This window comes from Microbacterium sp. GCM10027623, assembly GCF_042666935.1.
Classification (GTDB): Bacteria; Actinomycetota; Actinomycetes; order Actinomycetales; family Microbacteriaceae; genus Microbacterium.
The window spans coordinates 473,886-488,801 of sequence record NZ_JBHTHE010000001.1; the positions used below are offsets into that span (position 1 = coordinate 473,886).

Sequence of the window (14,916 nt, forward strand, 5' to 3'; positions counted from 1 at the left end):
GCGGCGCATCGGCGGGAAGCCGCAGCACTCATCGGAGAGGCCGAGCGCGGGATGATCGGCTGAGGCGGCGCTCACGGCCCTAGGTACCGGTGACGATCACCTGCACGCCCGCCTCCGTGAGCGCCGCGGCGATCGCGGTCGGCGGCTCCTGGTCGGTGACGAGTACGTCGATGTCGGTGAAATCGCCCAGCCGGACGAGGTCGCTGCGGCCCATCTTGCTGGCCGCGGCGACGAGGACGACCCGATCGGAGGCGGCCATGATCGCCCGCTTCGTCGTCAGCTCGAGGTTGCGCTCGATGTACAGTCCGTGCTCGTCGACCCCGGCGATCCCGAGGAAGGCGGCCTCTGCACGCAGTCCCTGGAGATTCGCGATGGCGATGTGCCCGACGAAGGCCTGGCTGTCGTGGAGCAGCTGCCCGCCGAGCGAGATGGTCGTCGCGTTCGGCAGCTGCAGGGCGATCTGCATGACCGGAGCCGAGTGCGTGATCAGCGTGCCGGAGAACGTCGACGGCAGAGCCCGGGCAACGCTGTACGCGGTGGTTCCCGCGTCGATGAAGATGCGCTCGCCCTCCGAAATGAGCTCGATGCAGGCAGCGGCGATGCCATGCTTCGCCTCGCTGTCGTCGTTCGCCCGCGCCGCGAACCCCGCGCCGTGCACTGTGCCGTGCGGCAGCATCAGCCCGCCGTGCACGGACCGCGCGATGCCCTGCTGCTCGAGGCGCCTGGCATCGCGGCGGATCGTCATGTCGGAGACCTGGTACTTCTCGGCCAGCGCCGTCGTGGAGACGAACCCGCGTTCCTTGAGGTCCTGTGCGATCGCGTGCTGGCGCGCGGTCAGCGCGTCATTGCCCGCCATGTCCACCTACTCCCTCGATCCGGCCCCATCGACACCGCCGACGCTGCGCCTGATCACGAGACCGTGCCTGCTTACAAGATAGATGCACGGCGGCCCCTAACGAGTTCACGACGCCCACAACTCCACCACTCCTTTGACGATGATGACCGCCGCGCCCGCGAACGCGAGCACGATGACGAGGGTCCGGGCAGCTCGAGGCTTCACGATGCGCGCCAGGAAGTGCCCGACGAGGAGGCCCGCCGCCAACGCCGCTCCGCAGGAGGCCCACCCCTGCCAGGTCAGCTGCGGCAGAGCGCCCTTGAACGCGAGGGAGATGATCGCCAACGCGCAGAAGTACGGCTGCACGGTGATGGCGAAGGCGGGTTGCGGCCAGCGGATGGCGATCGCGTAGGCCGAGATCGCGGGGCCCCCGACTCCGGCGGAGGCACCCATGAAACCCGAGACCCCTCCGGCCAGCACCGCTCCTCCTCGCCCCATCATTCGCACGTTGCTGACGGCGAAGAAGCTGCCGACCAGGGTGAGCACGACCAGCCCGCCGACGACGATCGACAGGATCGCGGAGGGGACGAGTCGGGCGACCAGCGCACCGGGAAGAGCGGCGATCACCGCCGGCACGAGCAGCAGCCCCGCGCGCCGATACTCCACGCGCCGCCACGTCGCGGCGAACAGCACGAACGCCGTCAGCGCGCCCAGCAGATTGATGAGCACCACCCCGTCGAACGGTCCGAGCAGGGCCACCAGGAAGGGGGAGGCCACCAGAGCGAAGCCCATGCCGGAGATGCGCTGGGTCGCGGCCCCCAGGAAGACCGCGCCGCCGAGTGCCAGGTTCACGAGCAGACCGGTCATGCGCGGTGCCGCCGCGTGCGCACGATCACAGCCGCCAGGCGAGGTACTTCGGTTCGGTGAACTCCTCGAGTCCGATCGTGGCGCCCTCTCGGCCCAGTCCGGACTGCTTCACGCCGCCCATGGGCGCGAAGGCCACCGACGGAAGGGGGTCGTTGATCCCCACGATCCCCGCCTGCAGCTGCTCCGCGACCCGCCAGCAGCGCGCTGCGTCCTTCGTGAACACGTAGGCCGCGAGCCCCATCTCGGTGCTGTTGGCCCGGGCGATCGCCTCGTCCTCCGTGTCGAAGGGGAACACCCCGGCCACGGGTCCGAACACCTCTTCCCGCGCCAGCAGGGCGTCGTCGGGCACGTGGGTGAACAGCATCGGGCGCACGAAGGTGCCTCCGGAGGGCACGTCGCGGGCCGTCGTGACCTCGCGGGCGCCGCGGGAGACCGCGTCGGCCACGATCGCGTCCACGGCGCTCACCGCCTTGGCATCGATCATCGGACCGAGATCCGGTGTCGGCTCCGCCAGCCCGTCGCCGATGCTCATCGCGTCCAGCCGCGCCGCGAGCTTCGCCACGAACTCGTCGTGGATTCCGTTCTGCACGATGAAGCGATTCGCGGCCACGCAGGACTGGCCGGTGTTGCGGGTCTTCGCCAGCACCGCGGCATGCACCGCCTCATCGACGTCCGCATCGTCGAACACGACGAACCCGGCGTCCCCACCGAGCTCGAGCATCGGCCGCACCACGCGCTCGGCGGCCTTCGCCATGATCGCCCGGCCGACCGACGTCGATCCGGTGAACGTCACGACGCGGACGCTCGGATGCTCGAGCAGCGCGTCCGTGATCGCCCGGGACGGACCGTGCACGAGCCCGAGGACGCCCGCGGGCACGCCGGCATCCGTGAACGCGCGGATCATCTCGGTCACCGCGAGCGGCGCGCGCTCCGAGACGCGGACCACGACGGGGCAGCCCGCCGCGAGTGCGGGGGCGAGCTTGCGCGCCTGCAGTGAGCACGGGAAGTTCCACGACGTCAGACTGACCACCACGCCGGCTGCACTGCGCGTGCTCAGATGCCGGCGGGCGGCATCCTCCTGCGCGTAGACGCTGCCCTGCGGGCGACGCACCTCCTCCGCGAACCAGCGGATGTACTCCGCCGAGAACGCCAGCTCGCCGACCGCTTCGGGCAGGCGCTTGCCGGCCTCGGCCGCGAGGATCCGGGCGATCTCGTCGCGGCGCTCGGTCAGCAGGTCGGCAGCGCGCAGCAGGATGTCGGCGCGCGCCCGGGCGGACGTCCCCGCCCAGGATGCGAAGGCGCGCCCGGCGGCATCGGCGGCCCGCCTGGCATCATCCGCCGTCCCCCAGCACACGCTTCCGACCACGTCGCCGGTTCCGGGCGAGATCACCTCGCGTCGCTGCTCGAGCGCCGTCCAGACGCCGTCGATGAGCGTGGTCTTCGTGTCCATGTCCTGGGTTCTCCTCGTATCTGTCGTCGCGACGTCGTCCGCGTCGATGTCAGCCCTTGACCGCGCCGCTGGTCATGCCCGCCACGAAGTAGCGTTGCAGGAACACGTAGGCGATCACGATCGGGACGGATGCCAGCACCACGCCCGCGAACAGCACCGGGTAGTTGGTGAGGTACTCGCCCTGGAACCGCAGCAGCGCCAGTGGCAGCGTCACCTTGTCCTCGGACGAGATGAACATCAGCGGGTACAGCAGCTCGTTCCAGTGCATGACGAACAGGAACGTCGCCGTGGCCGCCAGCGAGGGCGCCGACAGCGGCATCGCGATCGACACGTACGTGCGCCAGGCTCCCGACCCGTCGATCTCGGCGGCCTCGTACAGCCCGCTGGGAAGGGTCTTCATGAATCCGCCGAGGATGAACACCGCCACCGGCAGCGTCATCACGATGTTGATCAGGATCAGGCCGAACTGGCTGTCCAGCAGCCCGAGCTGACCGAACTGCACGAACTGCGGGATCATGTTCGCCTGCGTCGGCACGGACATGCCGGCGATGAAGACGCCCAGCAGTACGACTCCCTTCCAGCCCGGGATGCGCGAGATCCCGTACGCCGCGAGCGAGGCCACGAACAGCGTGATCGTCACCGAGCACACCGTGATCATGGCGCTGTTCGCGAAGGCGGTCGCCAGGTTCCCGCCGGTGAGCACCTCGTGATAGTTGTCGAGGCTCGGCGCGGGCGGGACGCCGAAGGAGTTCTCGAAGAGCTCCCCGGTGGTCTTGAAGCTGCCCGAGAAGACGACCACCAGCGGGACGACGATGAGCACCGCGTAGATGAAGAGGACGGCGCCCCGCGAGAGCCTGCCGGTCATGATTCACCCCTCTGGATCAGTCGCAGGAAGCGACGCAGCACGAACACGGTCACCAGGATGAAGATGATGAAGAGCACCGACTCGGCCGCCGCGTACCCGAACTGCGAGTTCGCGAACGTCGCGTAGATGCGGGTGGAGAGGATGTCGAGCGCACGGCTGGGCGGATTGCCCGAGATGCTGAGCACGACGTCGAACGCCTTGAACGACTGGATCGTGGTGTAGGCGACCACGATCGACATCGCCGGGGCGATGAGCGGCCAGGTGATCGAGGTGAATCGCCGCCATGGCCCCGCCCCGTCGACCTCCGCGGCCTCGTACAGCTCTGCCGGGATCGCCTGCAGGCCCGCGACGAAGATGACGATCATCATGCCCGCGTGGAACCAGATCTGCGTCACCGCCAGCCAGTAGATCGCCGCGGTGGCGTCGCCCAGGAACCCGGGTCCCTGGATGCCGACCGCTCCGAGGAGGCTGTTGATCACCCCGTAGTTCGGGTCGTAGACGAACTTCCAGATGAAGCCGACCGAGACCGACGACAGGATCGTCGGGAAGAAGTACAGCGCACGCAGGAACACGTTCGTCTTCGTGTTCTTCATGAGCAGCACGGCCATCGTCAACGCGACGATCGTCTGCCCGATGACGACGACGATCATGAACTTCATGTTGTTCACCAGCGCGTTCGTGAACAACGTGTCTCCGGTGAAGGCCCGGGCGAAGTTCTTCAGCCCCACGTAGTCGAATTCCGCACTGTAGCCATCCCAGTTCGTGATCGAGTACTGGAACGTCTGCAGTGTGGGCACCACGAAGAAGGCGATGTAGATGATCAGCGCCGGCACCGGGAAGAGGTACAGCGCAGGGGCTGTCCTCCTCCCGGAGCGTCGGCCGCCGAACCTTCTCTTCGTCGCCGCTCCCGTGACGATGAGCTCGGTCGTCGTCACGGTCCTACCCCTTGGCGGCGATTCGCTCGTCGACGATCTTCTGCGCGTCTTCGGCTGCCTTCTCCGGCTGGGTGCCCGTCAGTGCGGCGACACCGGCGGCCTCCACCGCGTTGCGCATGTCGAGGTCGAGGAACTGGAATCGCGGCGCGATGACGAGATTCTTGTCCAGCCAGGGCGCGATGCGCTTGAGGTCGGGGTTGGTGTATTCGACGCCCGCGACCGAGGTGTGCTGAGCGGTCGCATCGCCGTAGGCACCCGCGTTCGTCGGATCGCTGAGGAACTCGAGCCACGCGAGCGCGGTGGCCTTGTTGTCGCCCTTGGAGTTGATGCCGAGGATGAAGGTCGCGTTGTAGATGCCCTCGTACTTGCCCTCGCCCTCCGCGTTGGTGCGGGCGGGAACCAGATCGATGGGGAAGGTCGCGCCCAGGGAGCGAACCGCGGCGATGTGATAGCTGCCGGTCGAGAGGATGGCGGCCTGGCCCGTGTTGAACATCTGCTGCGCCGGCTCCACCGCTGTGCCCGCGGCGTTGGGCTGCACGTAAGCGCCGAGCTGCGCGTACCGCCGCAGCATCTCCACGAACCAGTCATCGGTGCACTTGGTCTTGCCCTCCTGCATCTGCGTGAACATGTCGTCGGAGGGGGCGAGGTTCATCACCATCGAGTTCATGAGCTGCCCGGCGTTTCCGGCATCCGCACCGGGGAAGGCGATCGGCGTGATGCCCTTGGTCTTGAGCTTGTCGAGCATGTCGATGTAGGCGTCCCAGTACGCGGGGGCCTCGGTCACGCCGACGCTGCTGAGCAGATCCATGTTCGCGATCGGCACGTTGTAGACGATCTGGTACGGGTAGCCGTACTGCTTGCCGTCCTTGGCGCCCACCTCGATGAGACTGGCCTGGTACTTCTCGGTCAAACCGGTCTCGTCCAGCGGCTCGAACAGTCCCGTGGTGGTGAACTGCTCGAACTGATCGCCGCGGCCGGCCACGGCGACGTCGCCGATCTTCCCGTCGCGAAGACGACGGAAGGCCTGGGCCGCGTAGTCGTTCGACGTCGAGATGTCCTGCGTGATCGCCGTGTCGGGATACTTCTCCACGAACTTCTTGATCAGGTCGTCGAACGCCTCACGGTCCTCGCCGCGCCAGTGCGCGAACGAGAGGTCACCGGTGACTTTTCCGCCGGGCTTGAGCGCACCGCTGCCGGTGCCGCCGCCTCCCCCGCCGGTTCCGGTTCCCGGCCCTGCGCACGAGGCCAGCAGTGCTCCGATGCCGAGTGCTCCCGCCGCCCCGAACAGCTGGCGACGCGTCGGCTGCCATTTCTCAAATGCAGACATTCCCATACTCCGTTGTGTTGGTGGTGTTGTGCTGGTTGTTCATCGACCGACCGCGTGGTCGGCGACGTCGGACAGCCGCTGCAGGCGTGCAACGGCGTTTACTGCAAGATCCGCTCTCACATCGTCGGCGCCGAGTGACGGCGCCCAGACGGCACGGCCGGCGAGGAATCCGGAGGCCCCGGCCCCGCACGCGATCCGCACGGCCTCCGGGAACAGGTCAGGAGACACGCCGGAGGACAGAATGACCCACGGTCCGTCGATGGTGTCGGTCAGACGCGCGCACTCGGCACGCAGCACTGCTTCATCGCCCTGACCGCGCAGCGGCATCTCGGCCTTGTACAGGTCGGCGCCGAGGCCGCCGAGCTCGGCGGCGGCCTGGTGCACGCCCTCGTTCCAGTCCCAGTCACCGCCGTCCACCGGACCGCGGGAGACGGGTTCGATGATGCTGGCGAGTCCTGCGTCCGCGCAGATGCCGATGAACTCGCGCGTCATGGCGATGCGCTCGGCGGCACCGCCGTCCGGACGGTAGAGCACGAGGAGCTTGAGCGCGACCGCGCCGCGGCGCTTGAGAGCGTGCGCGTCGACCAGACGGTCGATGGTGACCTCCCCCACGAGCTCGCCGTGGGCGGACTCGAAGTGGTCGGCGGAGCCGATCAGGCCGCAGCCGGCGTCGACGACGCCTTGTTCGATCGCCTGATCGAGCGCGAACTGGCGATCGATCAGCACGGCCGAGGCGTGCGGGGTGAGAATGCGCGCGGCGTCCAGCTTGAACGCGGTCACATCCTCATCCGACACCGGCTGATCGGTGTGCTCCGCGAGCATGTTCCGCAGCGCCTCGCGTTGGTCGACCGCCAGCATCGCGAAGGCGCCCGAGGGCCTGCGCAGCGGAGCCAGACGGTCGGCGCCTGTCGTCGTATCGGTCATCACAGTGCTTCCTCTTCTCAGACGGCCACGGCGTCGTCGGCGTCCAGAGCCGCCAGCGCCCGCAGGGTCTCGGGATGGGTGGGTATGCGCGAGCGGCCGTCGATGCCGCGGCAGGACAGGGTCGCCACGATGGTGGCGTAGGCGATGACGCGCTCGAAGCCGCCGCCGAGCGCGCCGTCCTCGGCGTGCATCAGCCCGGCGATCAGGGCGCCGTGGAACACGTCCCCCGCCCCCAGGGTGCTCACCAGTTCGGCGGACGGCGGCATCGCGTGGGCGGCGCGGCCGTCGGCTCGCAGCGCGTGCGACCCGCGGCCGCCGTCGGTGACGACGACCGTCTCGGCACCGTCGGCGATCGCCCGCCGCATGTTCTCGTCGAGGTCCCCGTCGCCGTATCGGCGCTGGAGGGCCTCGCGGGTCGGCGCATACAGCGCCGTGCCGGACAGGTCGAGCCCGGGGATGTCGTTGCCGGCGTCGATGGAGAGGCGGATGCCGCCGGCGATGCGGTCGCGCACGTCGCGGACGGCACGCCAGCCGTGCTGGTCGACGTGCACCCAGCGCGCGCCGGTCATCAACTCGCGCGCGCGTTCGTCGCCGGTCAGATCGAGCGCCGGTCCCACCCGGTTGACGATCGCCCGCGAGCGCTCCGGACCGCTGATCACGACGATGCTGCGCGACGTCTCCGCGCCGGAGACCGTGACGATCCCCGAGACGTCGACGTCCTCGGCGATGAGCCGCTCGCGCACCCGGTCGCCGGCCTCATCGTCGCCGACCGCGGCGACGACGGCGCTCGGCACGCCCAGTCGCGCGGCGGCGACCGCCGCCGTCGCGGCGGGGCCTCCGCCGCCGAAGACCATGCCGGATGCCACGACGCGCTCGTCGGCGTCCGGGTAGCGGTCGACGACCGCGATGGAGTCCTCGGTCGCGACACCGATGAAGACCGCGCGCGGGGTGGTCATGAGGTCACCGAATCGAGCAGGCCGGCGGCGAGCGCCGGAGCCATCGCTGGTGCCAGGGGCAGCCGCGGCACCAGCAGGCAGTGCATCAGGTGGTAGATGTCGGGCTTGCCGTCCCACACCTCCGTGGACACCACGTTCTCGGGGGACAGCTCCTGCCACCACGAACCGTTCACGGTGTCGATCAGGTAGGTCTTCGCATAGTCCCAGAACTTCTGGTACCACTGCTCGTACTGGTCCTCGCCGGTCACGTTGTACAGGGCGGATGCCCCGCCCATCGCCTCGACGACCACCCAGCGGATGCGCTCGCGGACCACCGGCTCCCCGTCCCAGCCCACCGAGTACACGAATCCCGGGTTGCCGTCCGGCTCCCACGCATCGCGCACCGCGGCCTGGAAGACGCCGATCGCATCCTCGAGCAGCCAGTCCGGAGCATCCAGGTCCCGGGCGATGAGCGACGCACGCAGCGAGAGCAGCAGTCGCGCCCATTCGGTCCAGTGCCCTGGCGTTCCGCCGTAGGCACGGAAACGGTGCGCTCGGTTGTCCGTGTTGTACTCGAAGAGCGGATTCATGTGCTCGTCGAAGTGCTCCACGACCCGGTAGTCGTTGCCCCGCGCGACGTCGTGGATCACCTTCGCGGAGATCGCGAGCGCCCGGTGCAGCCACTTGTCGTCTCCGGTCACGTCGGCGACCACGAGGAAGGCCTCGACCGTGTGCATGTTCACGTTGCCGCCACGGTATGCCTCCGTCTCGGTGAAGTCGGCGTTCCAGGATTCGAGGCTGATCTGATTCTGCTCATCCCAGAAGCGCTTCTCGAAGAGCTCGATGGCGTCGTCGAGCAGTTCGCGCGCACCCGGGCGGCCGGCGGCGGTCGCACTCGCGGCGCCCAGCAGCACGAAGCAGTGCGCGTACCCGGGCTTGCTGTCGTCGACCGGGCCCTCGGAATCCACCTCGGCGAACCAGCCGCCGTTGACGGCGTCCCGCAGCGGGCCGTTCAGCGCACGGATGCCGTGGTCGACGTAAGAGGCGGCACCCGGGCGACCCAGGAGCGCGGCCAAGGAGTAGACGTGCACCATGCGGCTGGTGATCCACAGCTCGGTGTTCTTGTCCTCGCGCACCACTCCCTGGTTGCTCAGCCAGCCGAAGCCGGTCGGCACCTTCGCGGCGCGGCCGAACTCGAAGGTGCGGTCGGCCTCGGCCTCCAGCCAGCGGGCGTGTGCGGGGGTGTTGAGCCACTTCATCGGATCGGTCTTTCTCTCAGCTCGGGTTCGCGGCGAAATCGAGGTCGACGGGGGTGTGCTCGACGACCGACCGCTCGGCGGCCATTCCCATCAGCACGGCGCGCAGTCCGTCCTCGACGGTGACCTCCACGTCGGCCTCGCCGCGCACGACCTGCTGGAACTTCAGGTGCTCGAAGTACGTCGAGCCGTAATGGCCGCCGGCCAGCAGCAGCTCACGATCGAGGGCGACGTCCTGGCGATGTGGGCCTTGGGGATCCCTGGGGCTGAACTCGATGTAGGCCGGGCTCTCGGAGCCCTCCCAGTGGTGCGCCGAGACGGGGACGCCGATCTCGACCTTGGCGACGTCGCCGACCACCGACATGTGCTCCTGGTACCGGCTGCCCTCGGCGAACATCGACAGGTTCAGCATCGCGCGGCTCCCGCGAGAGAAGTCGACGATCACGAACGCGTTGTCGAGGATGTCGGGAACATGCCCGTCGTAGTCCTCGTCCTTGTGGTTCACGTCGGCGGCGCCGGATGCGTAGACGCGCACGGGCTCGTCCTGCAGGATCAGGCGCATGAGGTCGAAGAAGTGGCAGCACTTCTCGACGAGGGTTCCGCCGGTGCGGGCCGCGAAGCGGTTCCAGTCGTCGACCTTGTGCATGAACGGGAAGCGATGCTCGGTGATCGCCAGCATCCGCGGGGTGCCGACGCGGCCGCCGTGGACATCCTTCAGGAATGCCTGCACCGGCGGCATGTAGCGGTACTCCATGGCGACCCAGATCGGTGCGGGGTAGCTCGCGGCCGCGGAGCGGATGCGCTCGACGTCGGCGGGGGAGGTCACCAGGGGCTTCTCGACCATGATCGGCAGCACGACGCCCGAGGCGAAGACGTCCAGCAGGATCTGGGCGTGGGTGTCGTTCGGCGTGGCGATCAGCAGCGCGTCCAGACGCTCCTCGGCGAGCATCTCGAGGTGGTTGTCATACGTGGCGACATCGCGAGAGAGCATGCCCCGCGCCTTCTCCAGCGAAGGAGCGTGCGGATCGGTGATCGCGACGATCTCGCCGCCCTCGATCAACTCGATGTAGCGGATGTGCTCCTGGCCCATCGTGCCTGCACCGATCAGACCGTAGCGCAGGCCTTCTGCCGAGTCGGTCTCAATCCCTGTCATCGCGTCCGCCTTCTTCGCCGAATGTTAGGTTTCCAACACTGTCTGTCGGGTTTCGAACAACAATAGCGATCGGACGCTGACTCCGTCAAGAGGTCATTCTGCACTCCCGGGCACGGCTCACCACCGGACGGCGCTGCGCACCCCCGGCGCACCAGCGCGGCCCCGGCGCACCAGCGCGGCCCCGATCGCCGTCGCCGGCGGTCAGCGCGCTCGCTCGTTCGTCCCGATGATCGACGGCGATGCCTACAGCGACCCGCCGGTCGGCACGCCCGCGCGATCGAGCACGGGAAGCGTCACGCCGAGGACCTCGCCGTACTTGTTGCCCGCGCCCGTGTTCAGCAGCACCACCTCGTCGTCCTCGGCGATCCAGCCGGAGCGCCTCAGAGCCCCGGCCGCGGCGATGGTCGCCGCGCCCTCCGGGCAGGGCAGGATGCCCTCGTCCTCGGCGATCGCATGCAGAGCGGCCATGGTGTCCTCGTCACTCACCCGCACCGCGGTCCCCCCGGTGCTGCGCACGGCGTTCAGCACGCTCGGGGCTCCCAGCACGGGCGAGGGCACGTTGACCCCGAAGGCGATCGTGGAGGTGTCGTTCAGCGGCTCGACGTTCTCCGCGCCGGATTCGAAGGCGCGCACGATCGGGTCGCAGCCCTCAGCCTGGACGCTGACGAGGCGCGGCATCCTGCCCTTCTCGATCCAGCCCAGCTCCTGCAGCTCGAGGATGGCCTTGTGAATGCCGATCAGACCGACGCCGCCGCCCGTGGGATACAGGATCACATCCGGGACGCGCCAGCCGAGCTGCTCGGCGATCTCCAGGCCCATGGTCTTCTTGCCCTCCACCCGGTACGGCTCCTTGAGCGTGGAGACGTCGAAGTGCTCCCCCTTGCCGACCAGCGCGGCGATGGCCTTGCCCGCATCCGAGATGAGGCCGTCTATCAGGGAGATCTCGGCGCCGGCGAACGACGACTCGGAGCGATTGATCCGCGGAGCGTCGATGGGCTGGATCGCCGTCAGAGCGATGCCATAGCGCGCGCTGTAGCTCGCCCATGCCGCGCCGGCATTTCCGTTCGTCGGCATCGCGATGCGGGCGATGCCGAGCTCGGCGGCGCGAGCGACGCCCACCGCAGCACCGCGCGCCTTGAAGGTGCCGGTCGGCAGCAGCGATTCATCCTTGAACTTCAACCGCGACAGCCCGAGTCGCCTGCCCAGGGTGGGCACGTCGATGAGCGGCGTCATCCCCTCACCGAAGCCGCGCACGGCATCCGGATCCTGCACCGGGAGCAGTTCGTGATAGCGCCACAGGTCGTGTGCTCGGCCGGCGATGACGTCAGGGTTCACCGCCTCCCGCACGGCGTCGAGGTCGTAGCGTGCGAACAGAGTGGATCCGTCAGCGGCAAGGTTCTGCGGCACGGCAGGGTCGTGAACCTCGCCGGTGCGACTGCTGACCAGTGACGTCAGATAACTGAAACGTGTCGACATCGTGCGACCTCCATGATTTTCGGATTGTTGAGTTCACCGTGAAGCGAATGGCATGGCCCGGACCGGGCCGACGTCACAGCCGTGACGCGAGCAGTTCGGCGAGGTGCATCGTCGGACGGGCGGTGAGGTCGTCGACCTGGATGCGGCAGCTCATGCCGTCCGCCAGCACGATCGCGTCGGGATGAGCGCGCAGCCCGGGCAGCAGGTTGGTCTCGGCCACCGCGACGCTCACCTCGTAGTGGCCCTTCTCGACGCCGAAGTTCCCGGCCAGCCCGCAGCATCCGTCCAGGCGCGTCACGGTCGCGCCGGCGCGGCGCAGCAGCGTCTCGTCCACGGTCCACCCGAGCACCGCGTTCTGGTGGCAGTGCGGCTGCGCCACCACCTCGACCCCGGTGAGATCCGGCACCGGCAGTTCCAGCCGGGTGACGAGTTCGGCGAAGGTCAGTACGCCGTCGGCCACGCGCTGAGCGTCGGGCGAGGCGACCAGTTCCAGGACGTCCGAACGCAGTGTGGCGGTGCAGGACGGCTCCAGACCGAGCACCGGAACGCCCGAATCCACGTAGGCCGCGAGCCGCTCCACCGTGCGGACGAGCATCGGCTTGGCGCGATCCAGCTGGCCCGTCGTGATCCAGGTCAGGCCGCAGCAGGCGTCCTCCTGGATCACGCGGGCGTCGATCCCCTGCGCACTCAGGTACGCCAGGGCCGCCACGCCCGAGTTCGGGAAGAAGTGATCGGTGAACGAGTCCGCCCAGATCCAGACGTCCGGCCGGCCCTGATCGGCAGCCGAGCGGCGATCGGATCGCCGCAGCGTCCGCGGCGCGAACCTCGGGATGGAGCGACGCTGGTCGATCCCGACGGCCCACTTGCCCAGCGCCGCCAGCGGGGGCACCCGCGCGGCGAGATTCGCGGCCGACGCCAGTGGCGCGGCGAGCCGCGCCCAGAGCGGCAGGCGGCCGAGCGTGAGGTGCGAGCGCGGACGACGGACGCCGGCCACGTCGTGCTTCTGGTGCAGCACCTCGGACTTGTAGGTCGCCATGTCGACGCCGGTCGGGCAGTCGCTGAGGCACCCCTTGCACGCCAGGCACAGGTCCAGCGCCTCGTCGACGGCGGCGCTGGTGAGCCCGTCGCGCAGCAGTCCGCCGTCGAGTGCCTCCTGCAGCACCCGCGCGCGACCGCGCGTGGAGTCCTTCTCGCTCCTGGTCGCCTGGTACGACGGGCACATCACGCCGGCGGCGTGCGGCGCGACGCATTTGCCCACGCCCGTGCACCGGTGCACGGCCGCTCCGAGATCTCCCCCGTCGTGCAGCAGAGTCAGCGCAGTGCGCGGCCGGGAGCGCGGGCGCACCGGACGGAGATCCTCGGTGATATCGGCCACGCCGTTCTCGGAGGGGTCGGCGATCACGCCGGGGTTCATCAGCCCTCGGGGGTCGCAGATGCGCTTGACCTCGTCGAACAGCCGTAGGGCGTCGGGCTCGTACATGTACGGCAGCAGCTCCGAGCGGGTGCGTCCGTCGCCGTGCTCGCCCGAGATGGTGCCGCCGTACCTCTGCAGAGCGGATGCCGCAGCGTGCATGAAGTCATGGAACGGGGCCGCGGACGCGGGCTGTCCGGGCTGGAACGGGAAGTCGATGCGCACGTGGATGCATCCGTCGCCGAAGTGCCCGTACGGGATGCCCTGCAGGCCGTGGTCGACGAGAAGCGCCTCGAAGTCGCGCAGCCACGCCCCCAGATGCTCTGGTGGCACGGCCGAGTCCTCCCAGCCCGCATGCGCCGGCGTCGGCAGTGCTCGTCCGGCGAGGCCGCCGCCGTCCTCGCGGATCCGCCAGAGCGCATCCTGCTCCGAATCCGTGCTGACGATCCGGGAGGCCAGAGCGCCGGATGCGGCGATGACCTTGACGGCGGCATCCGTCACGGCTCCGGCCTCGCCGCCGAGCTCGGCGAACAACCAGCCGGTGCCTCGGGGCAGTTCGGGCACGATCACGCCGCGACCGCGGACCAGATCGATGATGCGCGCGTCCATGCCCTCCAGGGCAGTCAGTCGGAGGTCGGGGCTCTCGTAGGGGGCGATGCCGGCGCGGATCTGCGGCACGGCATCCGCGGCCTGCGCCATGTCCGGGTAACCCAGCGCGATGAGCACGCGCGCGGCGGGGGCGGTCACGAGACGCACGGTCGCCCGAGTCACGGTCGCGAGGGTGCCCTCCGAGCCCACCAGGAATCTCGCAATGCTGCGCCGCTCGGGCAGCAGGTGCTCCAGGGAGTATCCCGAGACCTGCCGACCGAACCTGCCGAACTGGGTGCGGATCATGCCGAGGTTGCGCTCGGCGAGCGCGGCGAGGTCGGTCGTGATCTCGGACGGAGCCCGGTCGGAGCCCCAGATGACCTCGAGGTCCTCGATGTTGTCGACCGTGCGCCCGTAGCCCAGGGCTCTGGATCCACAGGCGTTGTTGCCGATCATGCCGCCGATCGTGGCCCGGGTGTGCGAGGACGGGTCGGGTCCGAACCGCAGCCCGTGCTGTCCGGCCGCGCGCTGCAGGTCGGCGTGCACGACCCCGGGCTCGACCGTGGCCGTGCGCGCCTCCGGGTCGACCGCGAGTACGCGGTTCAGGTGCCGGGTGTCCACGACGATACCGGATCCGATCGCGTTGCCGGCGATGGAGGTGCCGGATCCGCGCAGTGTCAGCGGCACTCCGAGCTGACGCGAGGCCTCGTGCAGCGCATGCAGCTCGTCCACGTGCCTCGCGCGCACGACGGCCCGGGGCACGACCCGGTACAGCGAGGCGTCGGAGGAGTACATGGCTCGATCGATGTCACTGACGGAGACGTCCGCGAGGCCTCGGCCGCGCAGTTCGGCGACGAGGTCGACGGCCGTCTCGGTGACGGCATCCATGGCGTC

General features: G+C 69.1%; 12 protein-coding genes. All 12 read right to left on the reverse strand.

The window, feature by feature from the left end; genetic code table 11:
* Positions 1 to 79 precede the first annotated feature (79 nt).
* Complete coding sequence (locus ACFQY2_RS02125; protein WP_378743962.1) at positions 80 to 856, reverse strand: DeoR/GlpR family DNA-binding transcription regulator; 777 nt, start codon at positions 854 to 856, stop codon at positions 80 to 82.
* Between the two features lie 105 nt (positions 857 to 961).
* A complete protein-coding gene (locus tag ACFQY2_RS02130) occupies positions 962 to 1,702 on the reverse strand; it encodes a sulfite exporter TauE/SafE family protein (protein ID WP_378743963.1) in 741 nt (246 codons plus the stop codon).
* A gap of 25 nt (positions 1,703 to 1,727) precedes the next feature.
* Positions 1,728 to 3,152: an NAD-dependent succinate-semialdehyde dehydrogenase gene (locus tag ACFQY2_RS02135; protein ID WP_378743964.1), complete on the reverse strand. Its 1,425-nt coding sequence runs from the start codon at positions 3,150 to 3,152 to the stop codon at positions 1,728 to 1,730.
* A gap of 49 nt (positions 3,153 to 3,201) precedes the next feature.
* Positions 3,202 to 4,017: a carbohydrate ABC transporter permease gene (locus ACFQY2_RS02140; RefSeq protein WP_378743965.1), complete on the reverse strand. Its 816-nt coding sequence runs from the start codon at positions 4,015 to 4,017 to the stop codon at positions 3,202 to 3,204.
* Positions 4,014 to 4,952: a carbohydrate ABC transporter permease gene (locus tag ACFQY2_RS02145; RefSeq protein WP_378743966.1), complete on the reverse strand. Its 939-nt coding sequence runs from the start codon at positions 4,950 to 4,952 to the stop codon at positions 4,014 to 4,016. The genes ACFQY2_RS02140 and ACFQY2_RS02145 overlap by 4 nt, the downstream gene beginning before the upstream one ends.
* A 4-nt stretch (positions 4,953 to 4,956) precedes the next feature.
* Positions 4,957 to 6,279 carry an ABC transporter substrate-binding protein gene (locus ACFQY2_RS02150; RefSeq protein WP_378743967.1) on the reverse strand — a complete coding sequence of 441 codons (1,323 nt, stop codon included), beginning with the start codon at positions 6,277 to 6,279 and terminating at the stop codon, positions 4,957 to 4,959.
* Positions 6,280 to 6,318: 39 nt separating this feature from the next.
* On the reverse strand, positions 6,319 to 7,203 hold the full coding sequence (locus ACFQY2_RS02155; protein ID WP_378743968.1) for an aldolase: 885 nt from the start codon (positions 7,201 to 7,203) through the stop codon (positions 6,319 to 6,321).
* 17 nt (positions 7,204 to 7,220) lie between these two features.
* A complete protein-coding gene (locus tag ACFQY2_RS02160; RefSeq protein ID WP_378743969.1) occupies positions 7,221 to 8,159 on the reverse strand; it encodes a carbohydrate kinase family protein in 939 nt (312 codons plus the stop codon).
* Positions 8,156 to 9,397 carry an AGE family epimerase/isomerase gene (locus ACFQY2_RS02165; RefSeq protein ID WP_378743970.1) on the reverse strand — a complete coding sequence of 414 codons (1,242 nt, stop codon included), beginning with the start codon at positions 9,395 to 9,397 and terminating at the stop codon, positions 8,156 to 8,158. Before ACFQY2_RS02165 ends, ACFQY2_RS02160 begins: the two co-directional genes overlap by 4 nt.
* 16 nt (positions 9,398 to 9,413) lie before the next feature.
* On the reverse strand, positions 9,414 to 10,547 hold the full coding sequence (locus ACFQY2_RS02170; RefSeq protein ID WP_378743971.1) for a Gfo/Idh/MocA family protein: 1,134 nt from the start codon (positions 10,545 to 10,547) through the stop codon (positions 9,414 to 9,416).
* A 243-nt stretch (positions 10,548 to 10,790) separates the two neighbouring features.
* The gene (locus ACFQY2_RS02175; protein ID WP_378743972.1) at positions 10,791 to 12,023 is read right to left on the reverse strand and encodes a threonine synthase; all 1,233 of its coding nucleotides are present in this window, start codon (positions 12,021 to 12,023) and stop codon (positions 10,791 to 10,793) included.
* A 73-nt stretch (positions 12,024 to 12,096) separates the two neighbouring features.
* On the reverse strand, positions 12,097 to 14,910 hold the full coding sequence (locus tag ACFQY2_RS02180) for an FAD-binding and (Fe-S)-binding domain-containing protein (RefSeq protein WP_378743973.1): 2,814 nt from the start codon (positions 14,908 to 14,910) through the stop codon (positions 12,097 to 12,099).
* Between the last annotated feature and the right edge of the window lie 6 nt (positions 14,911 to 14,916).